At 61.3% G+C, this 18,253-nt stretch carries 17 protein-coding genes, 1 tRNA gene and 1 pseudogene; 10 read left to right on the forward strand and 9 right to left on the reverse strand.

Annotation, left to right across the window (positions count from 1 at the left end):
- Window positions 1-6: 6 nt before the first annotated feature.
- Window positions 7-294 carry a hypothetical protein gene (locus KFB96_RS19020; RefSeq protein WP_213460490.1) on the reverse strand — a complete coding sequence of 96 codons (288 nt, stop codon included), beginning with the start codon at window positions 292-294 and terminating at the stop codon, window positions 7-9.
- A 52-nt stretch (window positions 295-346) separates the two neighbouring features.
- Between KFB96_RS19020 and KFB96_RS19025 the strand changes: the two genes are divergently transcribed.
- The gene (locus KFB96_RS19025; protein WP_213460491.1) at window positions 347-1,003 is read left to right on the forward strand and encodes a hypothetical protein; all 657 of its coding nucleotides are present in this window, start codon (window positions 347-349) and stop codon (window positions 1,001-1,003) included.
- A 160-nt stretch (window positions 1,004-1,163) separates the two neighbouring features.
- Here the strand turns inward: KFB96_RS19025 and KFB96_RS19030 are convergent, their stop codons facing one another.
- Window positions 1,164-1,613: a hypothetical protein gene (locus tag KFB96_RS19030; protein WP_213460492.1), complete on the reverse strand. Its 450-nt coding sequence runs from the start codon at window positions 1,611-1,613 to the stop codon at window positions 1,164-1,166.
- Window positions 1,614-2,558: 945 nt separating this feature from the next.
- Entirely contained in the window at window positions 2,559-2,972 is a 414-nt protein-coding gene (gene tnpA, locus KFB96_RS19035; protein ID WP_213457868.1) for an IS200/IS605 family transposase, read from the reverse strand.
- A gap of 22 nt (window positions 2,973-2,994) precedes the next feature.
- Here tnpA and KFB96_RS19040 point away from each other — a divergent pair, with 22 nt between their 5' ends.
- On the forward strand, window positions 2,995-4,209 hold the full coding sequence (locus KFB96_RS19040) for an RNA-guided endonuclease TnpB family protein (RefSeq protein WP_213460493.1): 1,215 nt from the start codon (window positions 2,995-2,997) through the stop codon (window positions 4,207-4,209).
- Window positions 4,210-4,773: 564 nt separating this feature from the next.
- Here the strand turns inward: KFB96_RS19040 and KFB96_RS19045 are convergent.
- Window positions 4,774-4,849: transfer RNA gene (locus KFB96_RS19045), tRNA-Phe, on the reverse strand.
- 200 nt (window positions 4,850-5,049) lie between these two features.
- Here KFB96_RS19045 and gatC point away from each other — a divergent pair.
- The 4 genes from gatC to KFB96_RS19065 all read left to right on the forward strand — a co-directional run bounded on the left by gatC (window position 5,050) and on the right by KFB96_RS19065 (window position 9,185).
- Window positions 5,050-5,337, forward strand: a complete 288-nt coding sequence (gene gatC / locus KFB96_RS19050) for an Asp-tRNA(Asn)/Glu-tRNA(Gln) amidotransferase subunit GatC (protein ID WP_213460494.1) — start codon at window positions 5,050-5,052, stop codon at window positions 5,335-5,337.
- A 12-nt stretch (window positions 5,338-5,349) separates the two neighbouring features.
- Window positions 5,350-6,804, forward strand: coding sequence for an Asp-tRNA(Asn)/Glu-tRNA(Gln) amidotransferase subunit GatA (gene gatA / locus KFB96_RS19055; protein ID WP_213460496.1), 1,455 nt, complete (start codon window positions 5,350-5,352; stop codon window positions 6,802-6,804).
- 102 nt (window positions 6,805-6,906) lie between these two features.
- Window positions 6,907-8,352: an Asp-tRNA(Asn)/Glu-tRNA(Gln) amidotransferase subunit GatB gene (gene gatB, locus KFB96_RS19060; RefSeq protein WP_213460497.1), complete on the forward strand. Its 1,446-nt coding sequence runs from the start codon at window positions 6,907-6,909 to the stop codon at window positions 8,350-8,352.
- Window positions 8,353-8,519: 167 nt separating this feature from the next.
- Entirely contained in the window at window positions 8,520-9,185 is a 666-nt protein-coding gene (locus KFB96_RS19065; protein ID WP_300970493.1) for a DMT family transporter, read from the forward strand.
- Here KFB96_RS19065 and KFB96_RS19070 read toward each other — a convergent pair.
- Window positions 9,178-10,219, reverse strand: a pseudogene (locus KFB96_RS19070) (IS630 family transposase). The gene KFB96_RS19065 and the pseudogene KFB96_RS19070 sit on opposite strands and share 8 nt — an antisense overlap.
- Window positions 10,220-10,324: 105 nt before the next feature.
- Between KFB96_RS19070 and KFB96_RS19075 the strand changes: the two are divergent.
- Window positions 10,325-10,573, forward strand: a complete 249-nt coding sequence (locus KFB96_RS19075; protein WP_300970494.1) for a hypothetical protein — start codon at window positions 10,325-10,327, stop codon at window positions 10,571-10,573.
- A gap of 74 nt (window positions 10,574-10,647) precedes the next feature.
- On the opposite strand, the gene KFB96_RS19080 is transcribed toward KFB96_RS19075, so the two are convergent.
- The 4 genes from KFB96_RS19080 to KFB96_RS27000 all read right to left on the reverse strand — a co-directional run bounded on the left by KFB96_RS19080 (window position 10,648) and on the right by KFB96_RS27000 (window position 14,621).
- Window positions 10,648-11,712: a glycosyltransferase family 2 protein gene (locus KFB96_RS19080; protein WP_213460498.1), complete on the reverse strand. Its 1,065-nt coding sequence runs from the start codon at window positions 11,710-11,712 to the stop codon at window positions 10,648-10,650.
- Window positions 11,709-12,113: a GtrA family protein gene (locus KFB96_RS19085; RefSeq protein ID WP_213460499.1), complete on the reverse strand. Its 405-nt coding sequence runs from the start codon at window positions 12,111-12,113 to the stop codon at window positions 11,709-11,711. The genes KFB96_RS19080 and KFB96_RS19085 overlap by 4 nt, the downstream gene beginning before the upstream one ends.
- 112 nt (window positions 12,114-12,225) lie before the next feature.
- Window positions 12,226-14,220 carry a DUF6311 domain-containing protein gene (locus KFB96_RS19090; RefSeq protein WP_367114981.1) on the reverse strand — a complete coding sequence of 665 codons (1,995 nt, stop codon included), beginning with the start codon at window positions 14,218-14,220 and terminating at the stop codon, window positions 12,226-12,228.
- Window positions 14,220-14,621: a DUF6399 domain-containing protein gene (locus KFB96_RS27000; RefSeq protein ID WP_300970500.1), complete on the reverse strand. Its 402-nt coding sequence runs from the start codon at window positions 14,619-14,621 to the stop codon at window positions 14,220-14,222. The genes KFB96_RS19090 and KFB96_RS27000 overlap by 1 nt, the downstream gene beginning before the upstream one ends.
- 319 nt (window positions 14,622-14,940) lie before the next feature.
- Here KFB96_RS27000 and KFB96_RS27005 point away from each other — a divergent pair, with 319 nt between their 5' ends.
- The 3 genes from KFB96_RS27005 (at window position 14,941) to hisB (ending at window position 18,251) form a co-directional block, all read left to right on the forward strand.
- Window positions 14,941-16,155, forward strand: coding sequence for a hypothetical protein (locus KFB96_RS27005; protein WP_300970502.1), 1,215 nt, complete (start codon window positions 14,941-14,943; stop codon window positions 16,153-16,155).
- Window positions 16,156-16,466: 311 nt separating this feature from the next.
- Window positions 16,467-17,525, forward strand: coding sequence for a quinone-dependent dihydroorotate dehydrogenase (locus KFB96_RS19105; protein WP_213460502.1), 1,059 nt, complete (start codon window positions 16,467-16,469; stop codon window positions 17,523-17,525).
- 120 nt (window positions 17,526-17,645) lie between these two features.
- The gene (hisB, locus tag KFB96_RS19110) at window positions 17,646-18,251 is read left to right on the forward strand and encodes an imidazoleglycerol-phosphate dehydratase HisB (RefSeq protein WP_213460503.1); all 606 of its coding nucleotides are present in this window, start codon (window positions 17,646-17,648) and stop codon (window positions 18,249-18,251) included.
- The last annotated feature ends 2 nt before the right edge of the window (window positions 18,252-18,253 follow it).

Raw genomic sequence — 18,253 nt, forward strand, 5'->3', positions numbered from 1 at the left:
ACGCAGTCAGGTCCGCCCCAGGGCCTTGAACGCCGCCTGGCGCATGTCGCCGAAGAACACCGGATCGACGTGTTCGCCTGTTACTGCAATCAGGTCTGCTGGCTTGGGGTCGAGGACGACTGGATCGAGCGACTGGTTCGCAAAGACCCGTTCCCGACGTGCGGGGTAATGGTTGCCTGCTCGCGCTGCGGCAACCCGTCTGAGCGGGGCGACACCCTGTCCGTGCCCTTGTTGGCTTGGCGACAGGGTGACCTGATCTTGGGCGAGGCAACCGCGGAGGAGTTGCGCCAGCACGGACGTTTCACGGCGCGCAATTGCCCGACCTACAAATGCGCTTGGAGCCTGGGTGGCCGGCTTGGAGCAAACCTACGGACTGGCTGCGTTGGCGGTCCACAAGTTTCGCTTGCAGGCCCGCGTGACCCAATGTCTCGACGAATGCGCGCACCAAGCGGCCTGGCGCGGTGTCGAAGACTTGTTCGGCATGCTGGACGCTGGGGCCTCGCCCTTGACCATCGCCCCGGAAGTGTTCGTCGGCTTCACGCCCGAGATGGATTACAAGCCGACCAAGTCATTCCGCGGAAGGGTGTTCCAAAAGCACCTTTACCCTGCTGTCGGCGAGATGAACGGCCCGGAGACCGAGGTGGCGGCCGTGCTCGATGCGCTCCCAGAGGTGGATGTGTGGCTCCGGAACATCGAGCGGCACGGCCGGAGCTTCCGCTTGCCCTATCCGTCCGAGACGGGCGACTGGTTCTATCCTGACTACCTGGCTCGTCTGAACGATGCTCGTCTGCTGGTCCTCGAGTACAAAGGGAGCCACATCGAGTCCCACGACCAAGGCAAGCGCCAGATCGGCCTGGCGTGGCAACGGGCGATGAAAGGGCAGGGCGTGTTTCTGTGGATCGGCGATTCGTCCGAGACCGCGCGGGGCCGCACGATCGCGCAGCAGATTCAGGATGGGTTGAAGGAGAATGGCGGGGGAGGGCGGTCTAGCCTTTCCAGGTGACATTTCATCGCGCAGGCGAAGGACTAGGGCACCCTTTCGGCCGAAGTCGTCGACCCCAGCGCCCTTTGTCAGCTTCGATCGATACTGACCTTTCTAGTGAATGATCGGGCGCTGCTAGGCGAGACAAATATCGCATCTGGCGAACTGCCATTGACTCAGGCTATTCGCTTGGTGGGGAGTCTATGGAGTCCGTGATCGTGTGCGGTGTATCTATTAAGTGACGTGGTTTCTCAGTGTGATGAAGTGATTGCGGTCGCTCTGCAGGAAACTGCTCTGTTTGCTCAACAATTGCGGCTTTGGGTTCATCAAGGTGATTGACTTGACTCCAATCCACGCCAAACCAGGATAGTATGGACGCGGCGCTGGCTACAAAACCAAATAGGCCCAGAGTTGCGCCGACCAATAATCCAGTGCGACTGGTTTTGATAAGTCGCAGATAATGGGCCTTTAGCAGGTCGCTATTTCTTCGGAGTTGCTGGAAAATCTCGATGATTTTCGGAAGATGCTGCTCCTGAATATCGTCGTATGTGCTTATTCTCATTGAAGTCCGCCGTTGTCCGCGAGACTCGATAATTAGCCGCTGGGTTTGCTGAAGATGTTCAATCAGCATGCTGTAATTTTCAAGGTGAGCAGCAATTATAGATGCGCCGTACTGGCGTCGAAGTGCATCGACTTCAAGGCTAATGTAGGCAAATACAGCATAGTGATGTCATGATCTGCGCGGACACAGCACATCTCTGCGTCTGAAAAATAGCTTTCGACTGATCTTTCTGCGGAGTTTCGGGCGTCGGGACTTGTCAGTGCGAGATCAATGAGACTGGCGAGATTTCTCGCCATGTAGCGGAGTTCGTTGACGGCTGGAAAAACAACTTGCCCACAAATCAACTCCGCCTCTTTTATCCGTTCTTCGATACGATTAAGGCGCCCAACGAGCGCCTTAAGTCTTTCGTGCAGATGCGTGACACATTCCATGCGCTACCACTTTATGTAGAGAGCTTTCTCCAGTTTTTGCTCATGATCCTTGGGCGGGAGCAACGGGAACATCTGAGCCCTGACATTGCCTCGGGTCAGTCTCATGGTGATGTGCGAAGGATCGCCAACAGTGGATGTATTGCTCTGCACGTATCCCCGATCAACTGCATAACCAGGGTCCACCTTACGTCGAAGAGCACTAATTTTTTCTTTCACGCTATCTAACCATGGGAACATTTGACGCATCCGATTTTTCGTTTGCTGTCGCTGAATTTGCTGACTCTGTGTCTTGTCAGACTTAGGGTGAGGCCGGATTTCTGCTGAAAATGTTCATAACATTGTGGTCAAGCCAACGAAATCGCTAGGTCTACGCCCCGACATGTCTGGCGCCTTATCTTCCTTGAGCCCGCCGTTCTGAGCTGCATTTCCTCGTCGCGGTACCGCCATCAAAACTCTTTTGAGAGCCCAACCAAGGATGTTAACAGGGTGGCCGAGACTCTGCATTTACCCGTCTTGCGCGAAAAGCCCCGTCGTTCAGGGCGGGGATGGATAGCGCCGGACGGTGGACCCGTCCGGCATCTGTTCAGGTGGGAGTCTGTTGCTGTTCGATGTACTGGCGCACGATGGAAATCGGGGCACCGCCGCAGGAGGCGGCGAAGTAGGAGGGCGACCAGAGGACGCCTTTCCAGTAACGCTGCTGAATGTCCTGGCGCTCTTGGCGCAGTAGGCGGCTGGAGACGCCCTTGAGGCTGTTCACCAGGGCCGACACCGCCACCTTTGGCGGATAGGCGACCAGCAGGTGCACATGGTCGTGCTCGCCGTCCATTTCGACCAGCGTGGCCTCGAAGTCGGTGCAGACCTTGGCGAAGATCCCGCGCAGGGTGTCGATCGCGGCAGCGTCGAAGACCTTGCGGCGGTATTTCGCCACAAAGACCAAATGGACGTGCATCTGAAAGACGCAGTGTCTGCCGCGTCTAATGTCGTTGTCTTGTGTCATAGACCAAACTATACTCCAGGCTATGTTGCGTCTCCAAGCGTTCAAATTCGAGTTGATGCCGGATGGCGGGCAGGCGCGCGACATGCGCCGCTTCGCCGGATCGTGCCGGTTCGTCTTCAACAAGGCGCTGGCGATGCAGCAGGAGCGGTATGCGGCTGGGGAAAAGCGGCTCGGGTATGCCGGGCTGTGCAGTGCCCTGATCGAGTGGAAGGCCGCCCCGGCGACGGCCTGGCTCTGCGACACCCCATCCCAAGCCCTACAACAGACCCTCAAGGACCTGGAGCGGGCCTATACCAACTTCTTCGCCAAGCGGGCCGACTTTCCCCGTTTCAAGAAAAAGGGGCGGTGCGGCGACAGCTTCCGCTACCCCCAAGGCTACAAGCTCGATCAGGTCAACGGGCGCTTGTTCCTCCCCAAGCTGGGTTGGCTGCGCTACCGCAACAGCCGCGATGTGCTCGGCACGGTGAAGAACATCACCGTCAGCCAGTCGGGCGGCAAGTGGTTCGCCTCGATCCAGACCGAGCGCGAAGCCGAGAACCCGGTTCACCAGGGAACGGCCGTCGGGATCGACATGGGCATCGCCCGCTTCGCCACCTTGAGCGACGGCGCCGTGTTCGAGCCCCTGAGCAGTTTCAAACGCCAGGAACAGGCGTTGGCGAAGGCGCAGCGCGCCATGAGCCGCAAGACCAAGTTCGGGAGGAACTGGATGAAGGCGAAAGCCAAGGTCCAGCGCATCCATACCAAGATCGCCAACGCCCGGCGCGACGACCTGCACAAGACCACGACCACGATCAGCCAAAACCACGCGATGGTGTGCATCGAGGACTTGCAGGTTCGCAACATGTCGGCGTCGGCGGCCGGGACGGTGGAAGCGCCGGGCACCAACGTTCGGGCCAAGTCCGGCCTGAACAAAGCCATTCTCGACCAGGGTTGGTTCGAGTTTCGCCGGCAACTGGACTACAAGACGGCGTGGAGTGGCGGGCACCTGGTCGCGGTGCCCCCACAGAACACCAGCCGGACCTGTCCGTGCTGCGGGCATATCGCCAAGGAGAACAGGCAGACTCAAGCCCGGTTCGCGTGCGTGGAGTGCGGTTTCGAGGAAAACGCCGATTTGGTCGGTGCGATCAATGTTCTAAGGGCGGGACACGCCCGGTTAGCCTGCGGAGATACTTCGCTCATTGGAGCGTCGGCCCAGGAACCCGCCGAAGCGACTATTCGCGAGCTTTCTTGCGTGTAGCGCCGTAGGAATCGCCGTCCTTCAGGGCGGCGAGGATGTCAATTGCTCAGATCTCTTAGGGCACATGTTAGTGTGTCAGCTCAAAAAATCAAATTCAGAATCGCGTAAGTGATTGTAAATATTTGAGAGGTGGAGTTCAGTGCGCCTTAAGTTTGATGGCAAAGCTCAAACGAGCCCGTTAACTGCACGTTAGCTGCGATGGCTAGCGCAAGGCGTGGACGGTAGTTCGGCCGTGTCGGCGGATGACTGATGACCGGCAGCTACATGACGGTTTGCCAGTGCAAGCAGCTTTACGGCGAGCCCAGCCACCGGGGTCTCCACCGGAGTCGACAGCTATCTGACACAGGGGCAGCGACAAAGCCTCAGCTGGAGGCAAAGGCTACTGCCTTCCCGCAGGCACCATGTCGGCGTATTGGCAGATAGCGGATATCGAGCATGTAGTAAGTGAGGACGGGATAGATGAGTGACTCGGCGGGGAAGCGGATGCCGATCAGCACAAAGTTCCCCTGGGGTTCCCCAGAAAACAATGCTTTCGAAAGCTCTAGGTGCAACTTATTGTTTTTATGGTGCCCAGGGGCGGAATCGAACCACCGACACGAGGATTTTCAGTCCTCTGCTCTACCAACTGAGCTACCTGGGCTTTGGGATCCACTCCCGTTGCGGGTAGCGGAGCCGCATATTAAAGCCGCAAGAAGCCAAGTCGTCAAGACTTACGATCGAGCGATCAAGCTCAGTCCGGCTCCAAGGTCGAGCCCGTCGCGTCGCGCGGCGCTCCCGCACGTTCCGCGTCTTGCGCGGCTGTGCTATGTTGCGCGGCTTGTCAATCACGCTGGATCGGTCATGTCATTGGATGCTTCCGACATCGAGAAGATCGCCCACCTGGCGCGGCTCGGGATCGCGCCCGAGTCGACCGAGCGCTATGCCGCGGATCTCTCCAACATCCTCGACCTGGTGGCGCAGATGGACGCGGTCGATACCACGGGTGTGGAGCCGATGGCTCACCCGCTGCACATGAGCCAACGTCTGCGTCCGGATCGCGTGTCGGAGCAGGACCAACGCGAGCTGTTCCAGGCGATCGCCCCCTTGACCGAGGACGGGCTGTATCTGGTTCCCAAGGTCATCGACTGACGCCGAGTACTCATGCAGAACAAATCGATCGCCCAAATGGCCGCGGAGCTGAGGCTGCGCACCTACTCGAGCGTAGAGCTCACCCGTCACTATCTGGAGCGCATCGCGCGCCTGGATCCGCGCCTGAACAGCTTCATCAGCGTCGCGAGCGAATCCGCGCTGGCGGCGGCCGAGCGTGCCGATCGCGCGATCGCCTCGGGCGATGCCGGGCCGCTCGCCGGCATCCCGATCGCGCACAAGGACATCTTCTGCACGGCGGGGATCAAGACCAGTTGCGGCTCGCGGATGCTCGACAACTTCGTCGCCCCTTACGATGCCACCGTCGTCGAGCGTCTCGCCGCGGCCGGGGCGGTCGTCTTGGGCAAGACCAACATGGACGAGTTCGCCATGGGCTCCTCGAACGAGACGAGCTATTACGGACCTGTCCACAACCCGTGGGACGCGGATCGCGTACCGGGCGGCTCCTCCGGCGGATCGGCCGCGGCGGTTGCCGCACGGCTCTGCGCGGCGGCCACCGGGACGGATACGGGCGGCTCGATCCGCCAGCCTGCGGCGCTCTGCGGCATCACCGGGATTAAGCCGACCTACGGGCGCTGCTCGCGCTGGGGCATGATCGCCTTCGCCTCCTCGCTGGATCAGGCCGGCGTGCTGGCCCGCTCGGCGGCGGATGCGGCCTGTTTGCTCGACGAGATGGCCGGGTTCGACCCGCGCGATTCCACCAGCGCCGATGTGGCCGTGCCGGACTATGTCGATGCGCTCGACGACGACATCGCGGGTCTGCGCATCGGTTTGCCGAAGGAGTATTTCGGCGAGGGGCTCGATCCTCGCGTGGCGGCCTCGGTGCAGGATGCGATCAAGGAGTACGAGCGACTCGGTGCCAAGGTGCAGGAGATCAGTCTGCCGAATAGTCGGCTCTCGGTGCCGGTCTATTACGTCGTCGCACCCGCCGAATGCTCGTCCAACCTGGCGCGTTTCGACGGGGTGCGCTACGGCCACCGCTGCGAGCACCCGAAGGATCTCGAAGATCTCTACAAGCGCAGTCGCGCCGAGGGCTTCGGTCCCGAGGTACAGCGTCGCATCATGATCGGCACCTATGTGCTCTCTGCGGGCTATTACGACGCCTATTACCTCAAGGCGCAGCAGATTCGCCAGCTGATCGCCGCGGACTTTGCCCGTGCGTTCGAAGAGGTCGATGTCATCATGGGGCCGACTGCCCCGACCACCGCCTTTCCTCTCGGGGCCAAGATGGACGACCCGGTGGCCATGTATCTCAACGACATCTACACCATCGCGACCAACCTCGCGGGCCTGCCCGGGATGTCGATCCCGGTCGAGCCGGTCGAGGGGTTGCCGGTCGGCTTGCAGATCATCGGCAACGCGTTCCAGGAGGCCCGCCTGCTCAATGTCGCGCATCGCTTCCAGCACGTGACGCATTGGCATCAGGGCGCGCCTTCCGGGTTCGAGTGATCGGCGCGCTCGTCGCTTGGCGCGCCCTGAAAGTCTTCATGGAGTGGGCGAGATGAGACGGCAGGTTTGCCGAACGTACGATCGCGACATAGGTTATAGAGCATGCAATGGGAAACCGTGATCGGGCTCGAGGTCCATACTCAGCTCGCGACCCAATCGAAGATCTTCTCGGGTGCATCGACCGCTTTCGGCGCGCCGCCCAACACGCAAGCTTGCGCCATCGATCTGGGTCTGCCCGGCGTGCTGCCGGTGCTCAATGCCGAGGCGGTGCGTTTGGCCGTGCGTTTCGGCAAGGCGATCGGTGCCGAGGTGGCGCCGCGCTCGGTGTTCGCGCGAAAGAATTACTTCTATCCGGATCTGCCGAAGGGCTACCAGATCAGTCAGTACGAGCTGCCCATCGTCGGCGAGGGACGCGTGGAGGTCGTGCTCGGCGACGGGGCGGTCAAGTCGATCGGGGTGACGCGTGCGCATCTGGAAGAAGACGCCGGCAAGTCGTTGCACGAGGAGAAGCTCGCGGGCGGCGGCTACACGGGGATCGATCTCAATCGGGCCGGCACGCCGCTGCTCGAGATCGTCTCCGAGCCCGACATGCGCACGCCGCAGGAGGCCGTGGCCTACGCCCGGAAGATCCATCAACTGGTGCGCTGGATCGGCATCAGCGACGGCAACATGCAGGAGGGCTCCTTCCGGGTCGACGCCAACGTCTCGGTGCGACCGCTCGGTCAGGCGCGCTTCGGCACCCGTACCGAGATCAAGAACCTCAACTCGTTCCGCTTCATCGAGCGTGCGATTCAGTTCGAGGTCGAGCGTCAGATCGACGTGATCGAAGGCGGCGGGACCGTCGTGCAGGAGACCCGGCTCTATGATCCGGAGCGCGACGAGACCCGTCCCATGCGCTCCAAGGAAGAGGCCAACGACTACCGCTACTTTCCGGATCCGGACCTGCTCCCGGTCGAGATCGATGTCGCCTTCATCGTCGATGCGGTCGCGGATCTCCCCGAGCTGCCGGACAGCATGCGCGAGCGCTTCCACACCCAATACGGGCTCGGCGAGTACGACGCCAGTCTGCTGACCGCCGGGCGCGAGCTTGCCCAGTATTTCGAGGCGGTGGTGCAGGCCACCGCCGAGCCCAAGCTGGCCGCCAACTGGGTCAACGGCGAGCTGGCGGCCGCGCTGAATCGCTCCGAGATCGAGATCGCACGGAGCCCGGTCTCCGCGGCCATGCTCGCCGGGCTCATCCATCGCATCCAGGACGGAACGGTGTCCGGGAAGCTCGCCAAACAGGTCTTCGAGGCGATGTGGAGCGGGGAGGGCGATGCCGACAGCGTCATTCAGACGCGCGGGCTGCGCCAGATCACCGACAGCGGCGAGCTCGAGGCGCTGATCGCGTCGATCGTCGCCGCCAACCCCGGCCAGGTCGAGCAATACCGCGCCGGCAAGGACAAGGTCTTCGGCTTCTTCGTCGGTCAGGTGATGAAGGAGAGCAAGGGCAAGGCCAACCCGCAGCAGGTCAACGAGATCCTGATACGTGTGCTCGCGAGCGACTGATCCCGAGTCCCCGGCGACGGGGTCGGTCAGTCGCGCGTTTCAGGTGCGATGGAGTGATATCCCGCCATGGATCCCTTCGTCACGCGCATAGCGCCGATCGATCTTGCGACCCTGCGCGGTGGTCACGCGGTTTTGGCCGTGGCGATCGGTATCCGGTGAAGCAGCAGATGTCCTCCGACTCGACGCCGGCGCGGGCCTCTCGGCCGCTTGCCCGTGCGGCCGCCTGGATGGGGGTCGCCCTGACCTCCTTCGCACTGCTCGCCGTCTCCGCGCGCGAGCTGCTGGACACCATGGAGCCGGTGCAGTTTCTCTTCCTGCGGACCGCGCTCGGTCTGCCGCTCTTGGTGCCGCTGGCGTTGTGGTTGGCCCCGGGCTTTTATCGCACCGAACGGCTGCCCCTGCACCTGCTGCGCAACCTCTTCCACTACGGCGGACAGGTCTTCTGGATCACCGCCATCGGCATGTTGCCGCTCGCGTTGGTCTTCGCGCTCGAGTTCACCACACCCGTGTGGGCGGCCGTACTGGCGCTGTTTTTTCTCGGCGAGCGGTTGAATCGAGGGCGTGTCGTGGCGCTTGTCCTGGGAGTGGCGGGCGTCCTCGTGATCACGCGGCCCGGCGTGCAGCCGCTCGATCTCGGTGTGCTGATCGGGCTGGCGGCCGCGGTCGGATTCGCCGTAAGTCTGACGGCGACCAAGGGCCTCACGCGCTACGACGGTGTCTTCACCATCCTCTTCTGGATGCTGGCGATGCAGCTCCTGATCGGCCTCGTCCCCGCGCTGCTGGTGTGGCAGCCGGTCGACTGGGTCGATGCACCCTGGCTATACCTCATATAGGCACAAGCTCACATTTTTTGAATGCCTGGAATTTCAGCGTGAGTAAAGAGTCCAGCTCCTTCTTGTGCGTGGTGTGCGTTTGTTTTAGGCAGTCGGTGATTGCAGTTCGGAACTCGGCGAAATTAGGATAGTATTTCGAGTAGAGCACTTCTTTCTTGACGAACTTCCACAACCTTTCGATCAGGTTCAAATTCGGTGAATAGGTGGGAAGATAAAGCAGTTCGATATTCAGCTGCAAAGCCAGCGCTGTGACGATATTGCACTTCTGGTAGCGCGCATTGTCCATCACCAGCGTGATTGGCACGTCGAGATTCAGCATGGCAATGCGTCGCAACAGGTCGCAGACGCTTACCGCAGTGATATAGGTATCGTTCGTCACCATCACCAGTTCATGCGTGATCGCGTTCAGCGCACCGAGCACGTTGAAACGTTTTCTCCCGGCGGAAGTCTTTAAAAAAAGGCGGGAGAATGACCACAGAATGCCGAGAAAGGCACCCATTACAAAGTGAGCAGCATCGACAAAAAATAGCGCGTTTACCCTGTCTGGCTTCTTCGATGCGCGGCTCTAACTTATTGATAATAAACTGTTCTTGCTCCTCTGGATCGGCTTTCGAGGGGATGATTCCGACTCGTCTCGGAGCCATGCCGAGCGAATTGAGAAACCGCCCCACGGCGCTCGGACTGCGCTTGATTCCCGTCAGCTCCTCGATCATGGCCGCCGCCTCGTTGATGGTCGCAGGCGGATGCGCGCGGAAATGGGCTTCGAGTCGATAGCGATGCTGCTCCAACTCGCTTATCGGGGCGTAGAAGTTGAGCTCCGTCAGCTTTTTGATACCACCGGACTGAAACATCCCTAGGTACTGCCGTAAGGTGTTGCTGGAAATTCCCGCGAGCCGACAAATCTCCCGGTGCGCAAGGCCTTGGCTCTTCAGCCACAGCACCTCCATTCGCCTGCGCACCCTTGGGTGTGGATGCTCGTAACGCAACTTCTGTATTGTCTTCAAATCCTGCTCGGAGAACTCGATTCTGATCATCGTCTAAAAAACACTACAAGGCGGCCCGTCGGTAGCGATAAGTCTAACTCGAAGTTAAAATGTTATCGAGCATTGCTGAGAGTCGACATAAGGAAAGTTGCGTTTATGCCTATAAAAGGTATACTCGTCGCCGCGGTCACCGGGATCAGCGCCCATCTCGGCATCGCCAAGGCGTTTCAGCATGCCGACGCAACGGTCGTTCTGCCGATGGATTTTCTGCGCCTGCCGCTCATCGCGCTGGTCGGGGCACTCTTTTACGGCGAGGGACTCGACCCTTGGGTCATCGCCGGGGCGGCGCTGATCTTTGTCGGGAACGAGTACAGCTTGCGGCGCGAGAGGCGGCTGTCGCCCTAGTCCGGGCGGGCGTGCTATCCCGGCAGGGTAACGGCGCTGCTCTGCGGTGCCGTTTAGGCGCGGCTTCGATCCGCCTACGAGGGAGCGATCGGAGGAGCGTCGGACGGATGGCCTGTCTCGCACGGGAGGTCGTGCTCGCCTTGTCTCGGGCGCTCGTAGGTCTCGACAAGATACAGCGGACGGCCTTTGGTCTCGTTGAACATTCGACCGAGATACTCGCCTAGGACACCGATGGCGGCGAGCTGGACGCCGCCGAGAAAGAGGACCGCAACCATCAGGGACGGATAACCGGCGACGGGATCCCCGTAACGCAAGGTCTTGTAGATGATCCAGCTTGCGTAGAGGAACGCCGTCATGGCCGTGAGCAGCCCGACATAGCTGGCCACCTTGAGCGGGGCCGTGCTGAAGGAGGTAATGCCCTCGATCGCGAAACCCCACAGCTTGTGGTAGTTCCACTTGGTCGCTCCGGCACTACGGCGGTCGCGATGGTAGGTCACCGCGGTTTGTCGATAGCCGATCCAGGCGAACAGGCCCTTCATGAAGCGATGTTGCTCGCGCAGCCGGCACAGGGCATCGACCGCACGGCGGCTGAGCAGACGGAAGTCGCCCGTGTCCTTGGGGATCTCGATCGGGCTCATGCCCCCGATGACGCGGTAGAAATAGCGTGCGCTCAGCTTTTTCAGTGCACTCTCGCCGTCGCGCGACAGGCGTGTCGCGTAGACCACGTCGTAGCCCTGGCTCCAACGCGCCATCAGCGCGGGGATCAGCTCGGGCGGATCCTGAAGATCGGCGTCGATGATGACGGTGGCCTCGCCCCGACTATGATCCAGTCCGGCAGTCATCGCGATCTCCTTGCCGAAGTTCCGGCTGAGATTCAGGACGGCCACCCGCGGGTCGGCGGCGCGCAGGCGATAGAGGATATCCAGGGTCGCATCGCGACTGCCGTCGTTGACGTAGATCACCTCGGCGGTGACGCCCAATCCATCGATCACGGCCGTCAGGCGCCGATGCAGCTCGCCGAGCACCTCGGCCTCGTTGTAGGCCGGAACTATCACGGAAAGTGTTGGTGGATCCATGTCCGGTACCGCGTCGTTCGTGGCGGATAACGTGTAGAGAAAATCGGGGTGCTCGATGCTCATAGCGCATCGCTCTCGCGAAAGGTCCAGAGACTATTCAAGACGAAATTGAGTAGAAATACGGTTGCTGTGGCGACGACCTGAACGAGGAGGTAATTGAATCCGAAGCTGTCGACGCCCGCGTGGACAATTAACGTATTCAACAGTCCTGTGGCGATTGCGATCAAGGCAAATTTGGGTCCTGCGTCACGATGGGACTTTGCGCTGTTGAAAGTATAACGATAGTTCAACACGTAGTTGACGATGGCGCCAAGCGCGAAACCGATTGTCGTTGCCGCGACGGCATCGAGTAGCTTGGTTTCGACTAGAAACACCAGAGCTGAATAATGCACTAGGGTTCCGGCTACTCCCACGATCCCGAAGGTCGCGACCCTATGCAGAATTGTCATGATCGGTTTAAACATCGTTCTTTCTTCGCGGACTGAATCCTGGAATCTCGTGACTGCATTCGAGCCTTGAGTTGCCGATTGCCGGGGCCCTACGAGGTTGACCCGGATCTCGGAAAGACGGAAGAATTTATCTACAGACTCCGGCATGAGTGTCGTAGCTGAAGGCGCTTATTGGTTTGTCCGGGGCGATCAATACCATATTAAGTCCGCGGCGTTGGTGCGAATATTCGATGCCGTCGACCTTAATAGATGATCGGTTCCCGGAGGTATTTCCAGCGCTCTCTATCGCGACGTCCCTCCCGAGAACGCGGGTTGTATGGATCAAGGGGCGCTGGCCGAAATCTTCGTGCAGAATGACCCCGTTCTCGACGACGATAAGGTATGAATCCCGGAATCCCATACGATCGATTTCGCTTCCAGTCATGTGCAACGCATCGACAAGTGCTGCGGGCAGCGAAGCAGATGCCTCGTCTTGGGCGGCAATCAGCAACGCACAGTCCGATCCGCAACCGGCGATCAACTGCTCGGGGTTCGGCGCCGACCCTTGCGCAATTTGGTCGACGGTGTAACGAATTGCAGCGGAGTCGACCGTGCGATCGGGGAGCATCAAGACCCAATCGTCGATCGTTAAAAAGGATCGACCCGGAGCGCAGACATACCAACCGGAAGGGTAAATGCCGAGAATGTTTCGCGTTGACGCGTGCCCGCGCGCCAGATGCTCTCTGAACTCGTTCTCCCAAGCGCCGAGTTCAAGGTGAGACCTGGCACTGTAAACCGGGATAACGGGGACGCCTAGCGGAGCGCCAAGTAAGACGCCTCGATACATGGCGGATTGTTTTTTCTCCCAAGACCCATCGGCATGTATGGCGTCGGCATCACCGAGTAAAGGTGTGAGCGTGGGTCCTAGTTCGTCATGAGCCTGCTCCCGAGCGAACGCACTGCTAAGCGCTGCGCGCAGCGGAATGAGATCGATGAATTGAATGATGCACAAGGCCAAGAGAAGCGGAACGGCAATCGGTCGTGCACGTCGCCAAATGACAACGAGTGCGCCCACATAAAGCAGATAGGCCACCGGCCAGAAGAAGCGTCCGCTGGACCGGAAGACGCCCAGCGCTGAATTAATGTATTCCGGCAGCGTGAATGCAACGACGACGCGGTCACCGAGCATGGCCGGCAAGGAGATGGCAAATAGGGTCGCTGCGATCCCGTAAAGTATAAGGAAGCGCGTGCGGTGCGAGATCGGAGAAAGTGTGCGGCCTTTGGAGAAAACGGCGTACGCAAGCAGACCGCCCGCGACTGTCAGCATCATCAAACCGCCAACGCCTAGATACTGGTATCCTTCGTATTGTCCAGGGCCTGTCGGCAGCGAGGGTAGAAAATGAGATAAGCCTGCAGGGTTAAATGGTGAATTAAGATTCATTGAATAGTAACCGAATCCGGCGCTACCGGCGGACTCGAGCGAAAAATATCCTAATAATGCCATAATGCCGAACAGTAGAAAGAGTGCCGCAACTACGCTGAGGACTTTTCGGGTGATGCTGCCGGGTCCGAATAGTATGACTCCGATGATCAGCGGAAAAACCATGGCCGTCAGGTAAAAATGAATGACGGTTGAAAGTATGATAATTGCAATGCCTTGTACGTGGATGGACTTGTCGCCCGCGCTTGAGGTCGGGTAAAGGTATAGGCTAATAGCCCAGAGAATCAGCCAGTGTGCCATCAGGGTGTCGTGACCCCACCGTGTGAGTAGGGGTGGGTAGAGCAGAAAAAGCAAGGCGACCGCGACCGCGAATAGGCGATTGCTTGAAATGCGAAAGCCAAGCAGATATGCAAAAAAAGACTGCAGTACCAGGCACAGCGCATACCATGGTCCAATATATTGAAACTGTTCAGGAAGAATCGAGCTGAACGGTTTCAGAACGAGCGCAAATAATGGATTAGAATCGGTGAAAATGATCGGGATGCCGACGGGCCAGGCGATCAGCGTCGTTGTCGTGATCGGAAAGCGCCATGCGTCGAATCGGAAAGCGTGCCAACCGGTAAAGTGCTGGCCAAGGTCGCCGGTCATCAGCCAGCCAACATTGGTCGGATCGGCCTTGTTCATTATCCCGGCCACCGCCATCAGGCCGCGACCGGCATCAGATAGGGCAGTTTCGGCGGGCGTGGCCGTCGGCGTCGCGGTCGCGGCGGCAAGGGCACACGCAGTAGTAGCTCCTCGAACAGTGCGGGATGTGTCCGCCCGAAGAAGCGCTCGGCGGCGGTCGTGCCGTCGGGACGGCGGATGTGGAAGTTGTGCACGGCGGTGAGCGCGGCGAGCCTGCGGTCGCTCAAGCGATGACGCCCGTGATGATGCAGCGACAGTTGGCCGTTGCGTCCTTCCACACAGGAGCTGCTGCGTTGGAACAGATCGGCGCAAGCGCCGGCGACCTGTTCGACCCGAGCGCTGTCCTCGGGCGCGAGACGCTGCAGCGGATGATCGGCGCGCCGCAGGACGTCGAGCAACGCGGTACTCGCCGCCTGCACGCGGTGTCGGGTCTCGGCCGCGGTGCTGCGGGCGGCGACGCGCTTCGAGGTAGATGCCGGGGATGAGCTGCTCGAGGACCGCCGCTTCCAGCTCCGGGGATAGTGCGAGGGCCTCGACCCTGGCGGTCACGGTGGCGAAGAAGAACGCGAGCGTGGCGAGCCACTGCACGGTCAGGCGCTCGGCCTTGGCGAGGCGTTCGCGAGCGCGCTCGGGCAGCTCGGCGGCCTCGGCCAATCCCTTCAGGCGCGTCCAGACGTCGGTGAAGCGCGCCGCCACACGCTCCACCGGCTGGGTCTGTCCATCCACCGGATCATACGGGTGATACAGCACGCCGAGCTCGCGGATCAATGCGCGCGCCTCGCTCTGCCGCTCCCGTGCGCGGTCGCGTTCGGCTTCCACGGCGACCAGCGCGCTCAGGGCGGCGCCAATGCGGGTCTCGAAGTCGGGCGGACGCCCGAGCGGGCGCGGCACGCGCGCCTCGAACGCCTGCTGCGCCGCGCGCTCGGCCTCCCAGTGTCTCTGCGCGGCGGCGACGCCGGCTTCGGCCTGGCGCAGATCGCGCGCCAACGCCAAGGACGTGGCTTTGGAGACCTCGTGTTGGCCGTGAAAGAGGTCCGGGGAGTGGTGGGCACCGAAATCCGCCTCGGCATGCCGACGCAGCGCCTTGGCCTCGTCGGCGGTGCTCTGGATCACCTCCACGGCAAGCCCCGTGCAGGCGTCCTGAAGCGCCGCCGTCCAGGTCGCCGCGGTGCGATCCGCGGCGTATTGCTCCAGGACAATGAAGTTCGACACCGGCTCGATGTTGACCAAGCAGATCCCCGGATGAAAGGTTTCGTCCTCGCACACCGTCACCGCACGCGCCGGCATGCCCTCGGCAAGCGCCGTGCGCTGCTGCGCGGCCACCGCGACCACGGCCGTTTCCAAGGCGACATTCAGCGCATGCTGCGCGCCGTCGCTGACCCCGACGAAGGCCGACAGTCCGCTCAGCTCCAGGAACTCACTCACCAGCCGGGTGCCGCCCGCCGCCCGCAAGGTGATGCTGAAATGCGCCGCCAACACCAGCCGATGCAACCAATCGATCCCCTCCGGGGTGCGTGCGAAGGCCGTCAAGCCCGTCGGCGGATCCCCGCGCGGAACCTCCCCGCACCAGTCGCGCAAGGTGCTGCGCGCAATACCCATCTCGGTGGCCACGGCGCGTTGCGTCTCCCCCGCCGCCAGCCGTGCTTCGGCCGCCGCGATGTGCTCGGCTTGCTCCAAGCGTGTGCGTCGCGTCATGAGCCGATGCTCCGGCCCGGTCTCGAACGTCCGGGTAGCGCAGCGCCCGCGCTTGGTCTAAAGTCACTCTCGGCAGGATCTTCGAACATCTTTTCGAACCCTCGGTTAGTTTGCACTTCCAAGGGTATGAAATTTCGTGGGTCCTGCCAAATCCCCGCACATCCGTCACCAAGCCCCGGACTCGGACTTGGACGGGCTTATGAACAACGCCGTCGGATCGAGAAGCGATGCGTCGAATATATAAAGAAATGCCAATAAACCCAGCAGTGCCGGTACGAGGATGCCGAAGAGCGGGATGCGGGCGGCGATCTTTTTGAGGTCGAGCGGCAACGGAATCATCTCGTCTCTGTAAATGAAGTGGTGTGCACGAGGGTAGGAGAAAGGCGCGAACTTTACACCGGCGATCGTCGTTTGTCTTCCTTCAGATGCGGCTCGCTGCGATAGTCTAGGTCGCGGCGCTCTGGTCGCCGTTTCGCGGAACAAGTCCGCGAGGCGTCCAGCATGCTTTAGGATACCGACGTCTTTGATCGAAATTTCTTCTTTGGTGACGGGCACAGGGTTTAAAGGACATGCAGCGAGCAACGGCAAGCACGGGATTCAACGGGTGGTTTTGGCGATTCGCACGACCGTTTCTTTTCCGCCTGGACGCCGAGCGCGCACACGACTCGACGCTGGCGCTGCTCGGTTTATGGTCGCGCTGGTTCTCGGGCCGTTTGGGTGTGGAGGACGTTGCTCGTGCGCCGGTACGGGCCGTCGACGCGATGGGCATGCACTTCCCAAACCCGATCGGTCTCGCGGCGGGTCTGGACAAGAACGCCGTCGCAGTGCCGGCGTGGCAGGCGCTGGGGTTCGGGTTCATCGAGGTCGGGACCATCACGGCGCTGGCACAACCCGGCAACCCGAAGCCGCGGCTCTTTCGTCTGCCGGCGGACGAGGCGCTGATCAATCGAATGGGTTTCAACAACGCGGGTGCGGATGCGGCGGCGATCCGGCTCGAGCGGCTGCGTGAGCGGGATATTCTGCAGGTTCCCCTCGGCGTCAACCTAGGCAAGTCCAAGGTCACTCCGGCGGAGGAGGCTGCGGACGACTACCGGCGCAGTTTCGAGCGGGTCGGGCATCTCGCGGATTACGTGGTCGTGAACATCTCGAGTCCGAACACGCCCGGCCTGCGTGATCTGCAGCGGGTCGACGAGGTGGCGCGCATCATCGAGGCGATCCAGGGGCCCAATCAGCGTCTCGCCCGGCCCAAGCCTCTGTTGGTCAAGCTTGCACCGGACCTCGCCGACGAGGACGCGATCGACTGCGCCCGCGCGGCGCTGGATGCGGGCTGTGCAGGCCTGATCCTGACCAACACCAGCATCCGCTTCGAAGGGCTTCGCAGCAGCACCGAGGGCATGAGCGGCGGTCTCTCGGGCCGACCGATCCTGGAGCGCAGCACCGCCCTGCTGAGCCTGGTCCGGCAGGCCGTCGGTCCGTCCCCGGTGCTCGTCGGTGTCGGGGGTGTCATGGACCCCGCGGGCGCGACGGCCAAGCTCGCGGCCGGTGCGGATCTCGTGCAGATCTACAGCGGACTCATCTACCGCGGGCCCGGTTTCGTGCGCGAGCTGCTGCGCGGGATGGCGAGCTGAGGCTCGCCGAACCGGGGCCTCTTGCGTCGGCGCTTCCGGGTGTTTGCGGCCAGCGCCCTTATGTGGCGCGGATCGGCTATGGTTTAATGCGGGCTTGCGAGCCAACGACACTGCTTCAACATGACCCTCGACAGCACCCATCGTAAGGCCCGGGTCGAGCGCAACACCCTGGAAACGCGGATCCGCGTTGCACTGGATCTGGACGGGTCCGGACGCTCGGATCTGCATACGGGCGTGCCTTTTCTGGACCACATGCTCGATCAGGTCGCGCGACATGGTCTGATCGATCTCGACATCCAGGCCGAAGGCGATCTGCATATCGACGCCCACCACACGGTCGAAGACATCGGCATCACGCTCGGCCAGGCGCTGGCGCAGGCGCTCGGGGACAAGAAGGGCCTGCGTCGCTACGGTCACGCCTATGTCCCGCTGGACGAGGCCCTGTCGCGTGTCGTGGTCGATCTGTCCGGCCGCCCCGGGCTGGCGTTCAACGTCGACTTTACCCGCGCCATGATCGGCGGGTTCGATGTCGACCTCTTTCGTGAATTCTTCCAAGGTCTGGTGAACCACGCGGCCATGACGCTGCACATCGACAATCTGCGCGGCGTGAACGCGCACCACCAGGCCGAAACCGTCTTCAAGGCGTTCGGGCGTGCCTTGCGCATGGCCGTGGAGCCGGATCCGCGGATGGCCGGGATCACCCCGTCCACCAAGGGCGCGCTTTGAGG

This window comes from Thiocapsa sp. (assembly GCF_018399035.1).
Taxonomy (GTDB): Bacteria; Pseudomonadota; Gammaproteobacteria; order Chromatiales; family Chromatiaceae; genus Thiocapsa.

Coding starts and splice junctions, on each gene's coding strand:
- KFB96_RS19030 (WP_213460492.1), bottom strand. CDS start 1,613: ATGCTGATTGAACATCTTCAGCAAACCCAGCGGCTAATTATCGAGTCT.
- tnpA (WP_213457868.1), bottom strand. CDS start 2,972: ATGACACAAGACAACGACATTAGACGCGGCAGACACTGCGTCTTTCAG.
- KFB96_RS19040 (WP_213460493.1), top strand. CDS start 2,995: ATGTTGCGTCTCCAAGCGTTCAAATTCGAGTTGATGCCGGATGGCGGG.
- gatC (WP_213460494.1), top strand. CDS start 5,050: ATGTCATTGGATGCTTCCGACATCGAGAAGATCGCCCACCTGGCGCGG.
- gatA (WP_213460496.1), top strand. CDS start 5,350: ATGCAGAACAAATCGATCGCCCAAATGGCCGCGGAGCTGAGGCTGCGC.
- gatB (WP_213460497.1), top strand. CDS start 6,907: ATGCAATGGGAAACCGTGATCGGGCTCGAGGTCCATACTCAGCTCGCG.
- KFB96_RS19065 (WP_300970493.1), top strand. CDS start 8,520: ATGTCCTCCGACTCGACGCCGGCGCGGGCCTCTCGGCCGCTTGCCCGT.
- KFB96_RS19075 (WP_300970494.1), top strand. CDS start 10,325: ATGCCTATAAAAGGTATACTCGTCGCCGCGGTCACCGGGATCAGCGCC.
- KFB96_RS19080 (WP_213460498.1), bottom strand. CDS start 11,712: ATGAGCATCGAGCACCCCGATTTTCTCTACACGTTATCCGCCACGAAC.
- KFB96_RS19085 (WP_213460499.1), bottom strand. CDS start 12,113: ATGTTTAAACCGATCATGACAATTCTGCATAGGGTCGCGACCTTCGGG.
- KFB96_RS19090 (WP_367114981.1), bottom strand. CDS start 14,220: ATGGCGGTGGCCGGGATAATGAACAAGGCCGATCCGACCAATGTTGGC.
- KFB96_RS19105 (WP_213460502.1), top strand. CDS start 16,467: ATGCAGCGAGCAACGGCAAGCACGGGATTCAACGGGTGGTTTTGGCGA.
- hisB (WP_213460503.1), top strand. CDS start 17,646: ATGACCCTCGACAGCACCCATCGTAAGGCCCGGGTCGAGCGCAACACC.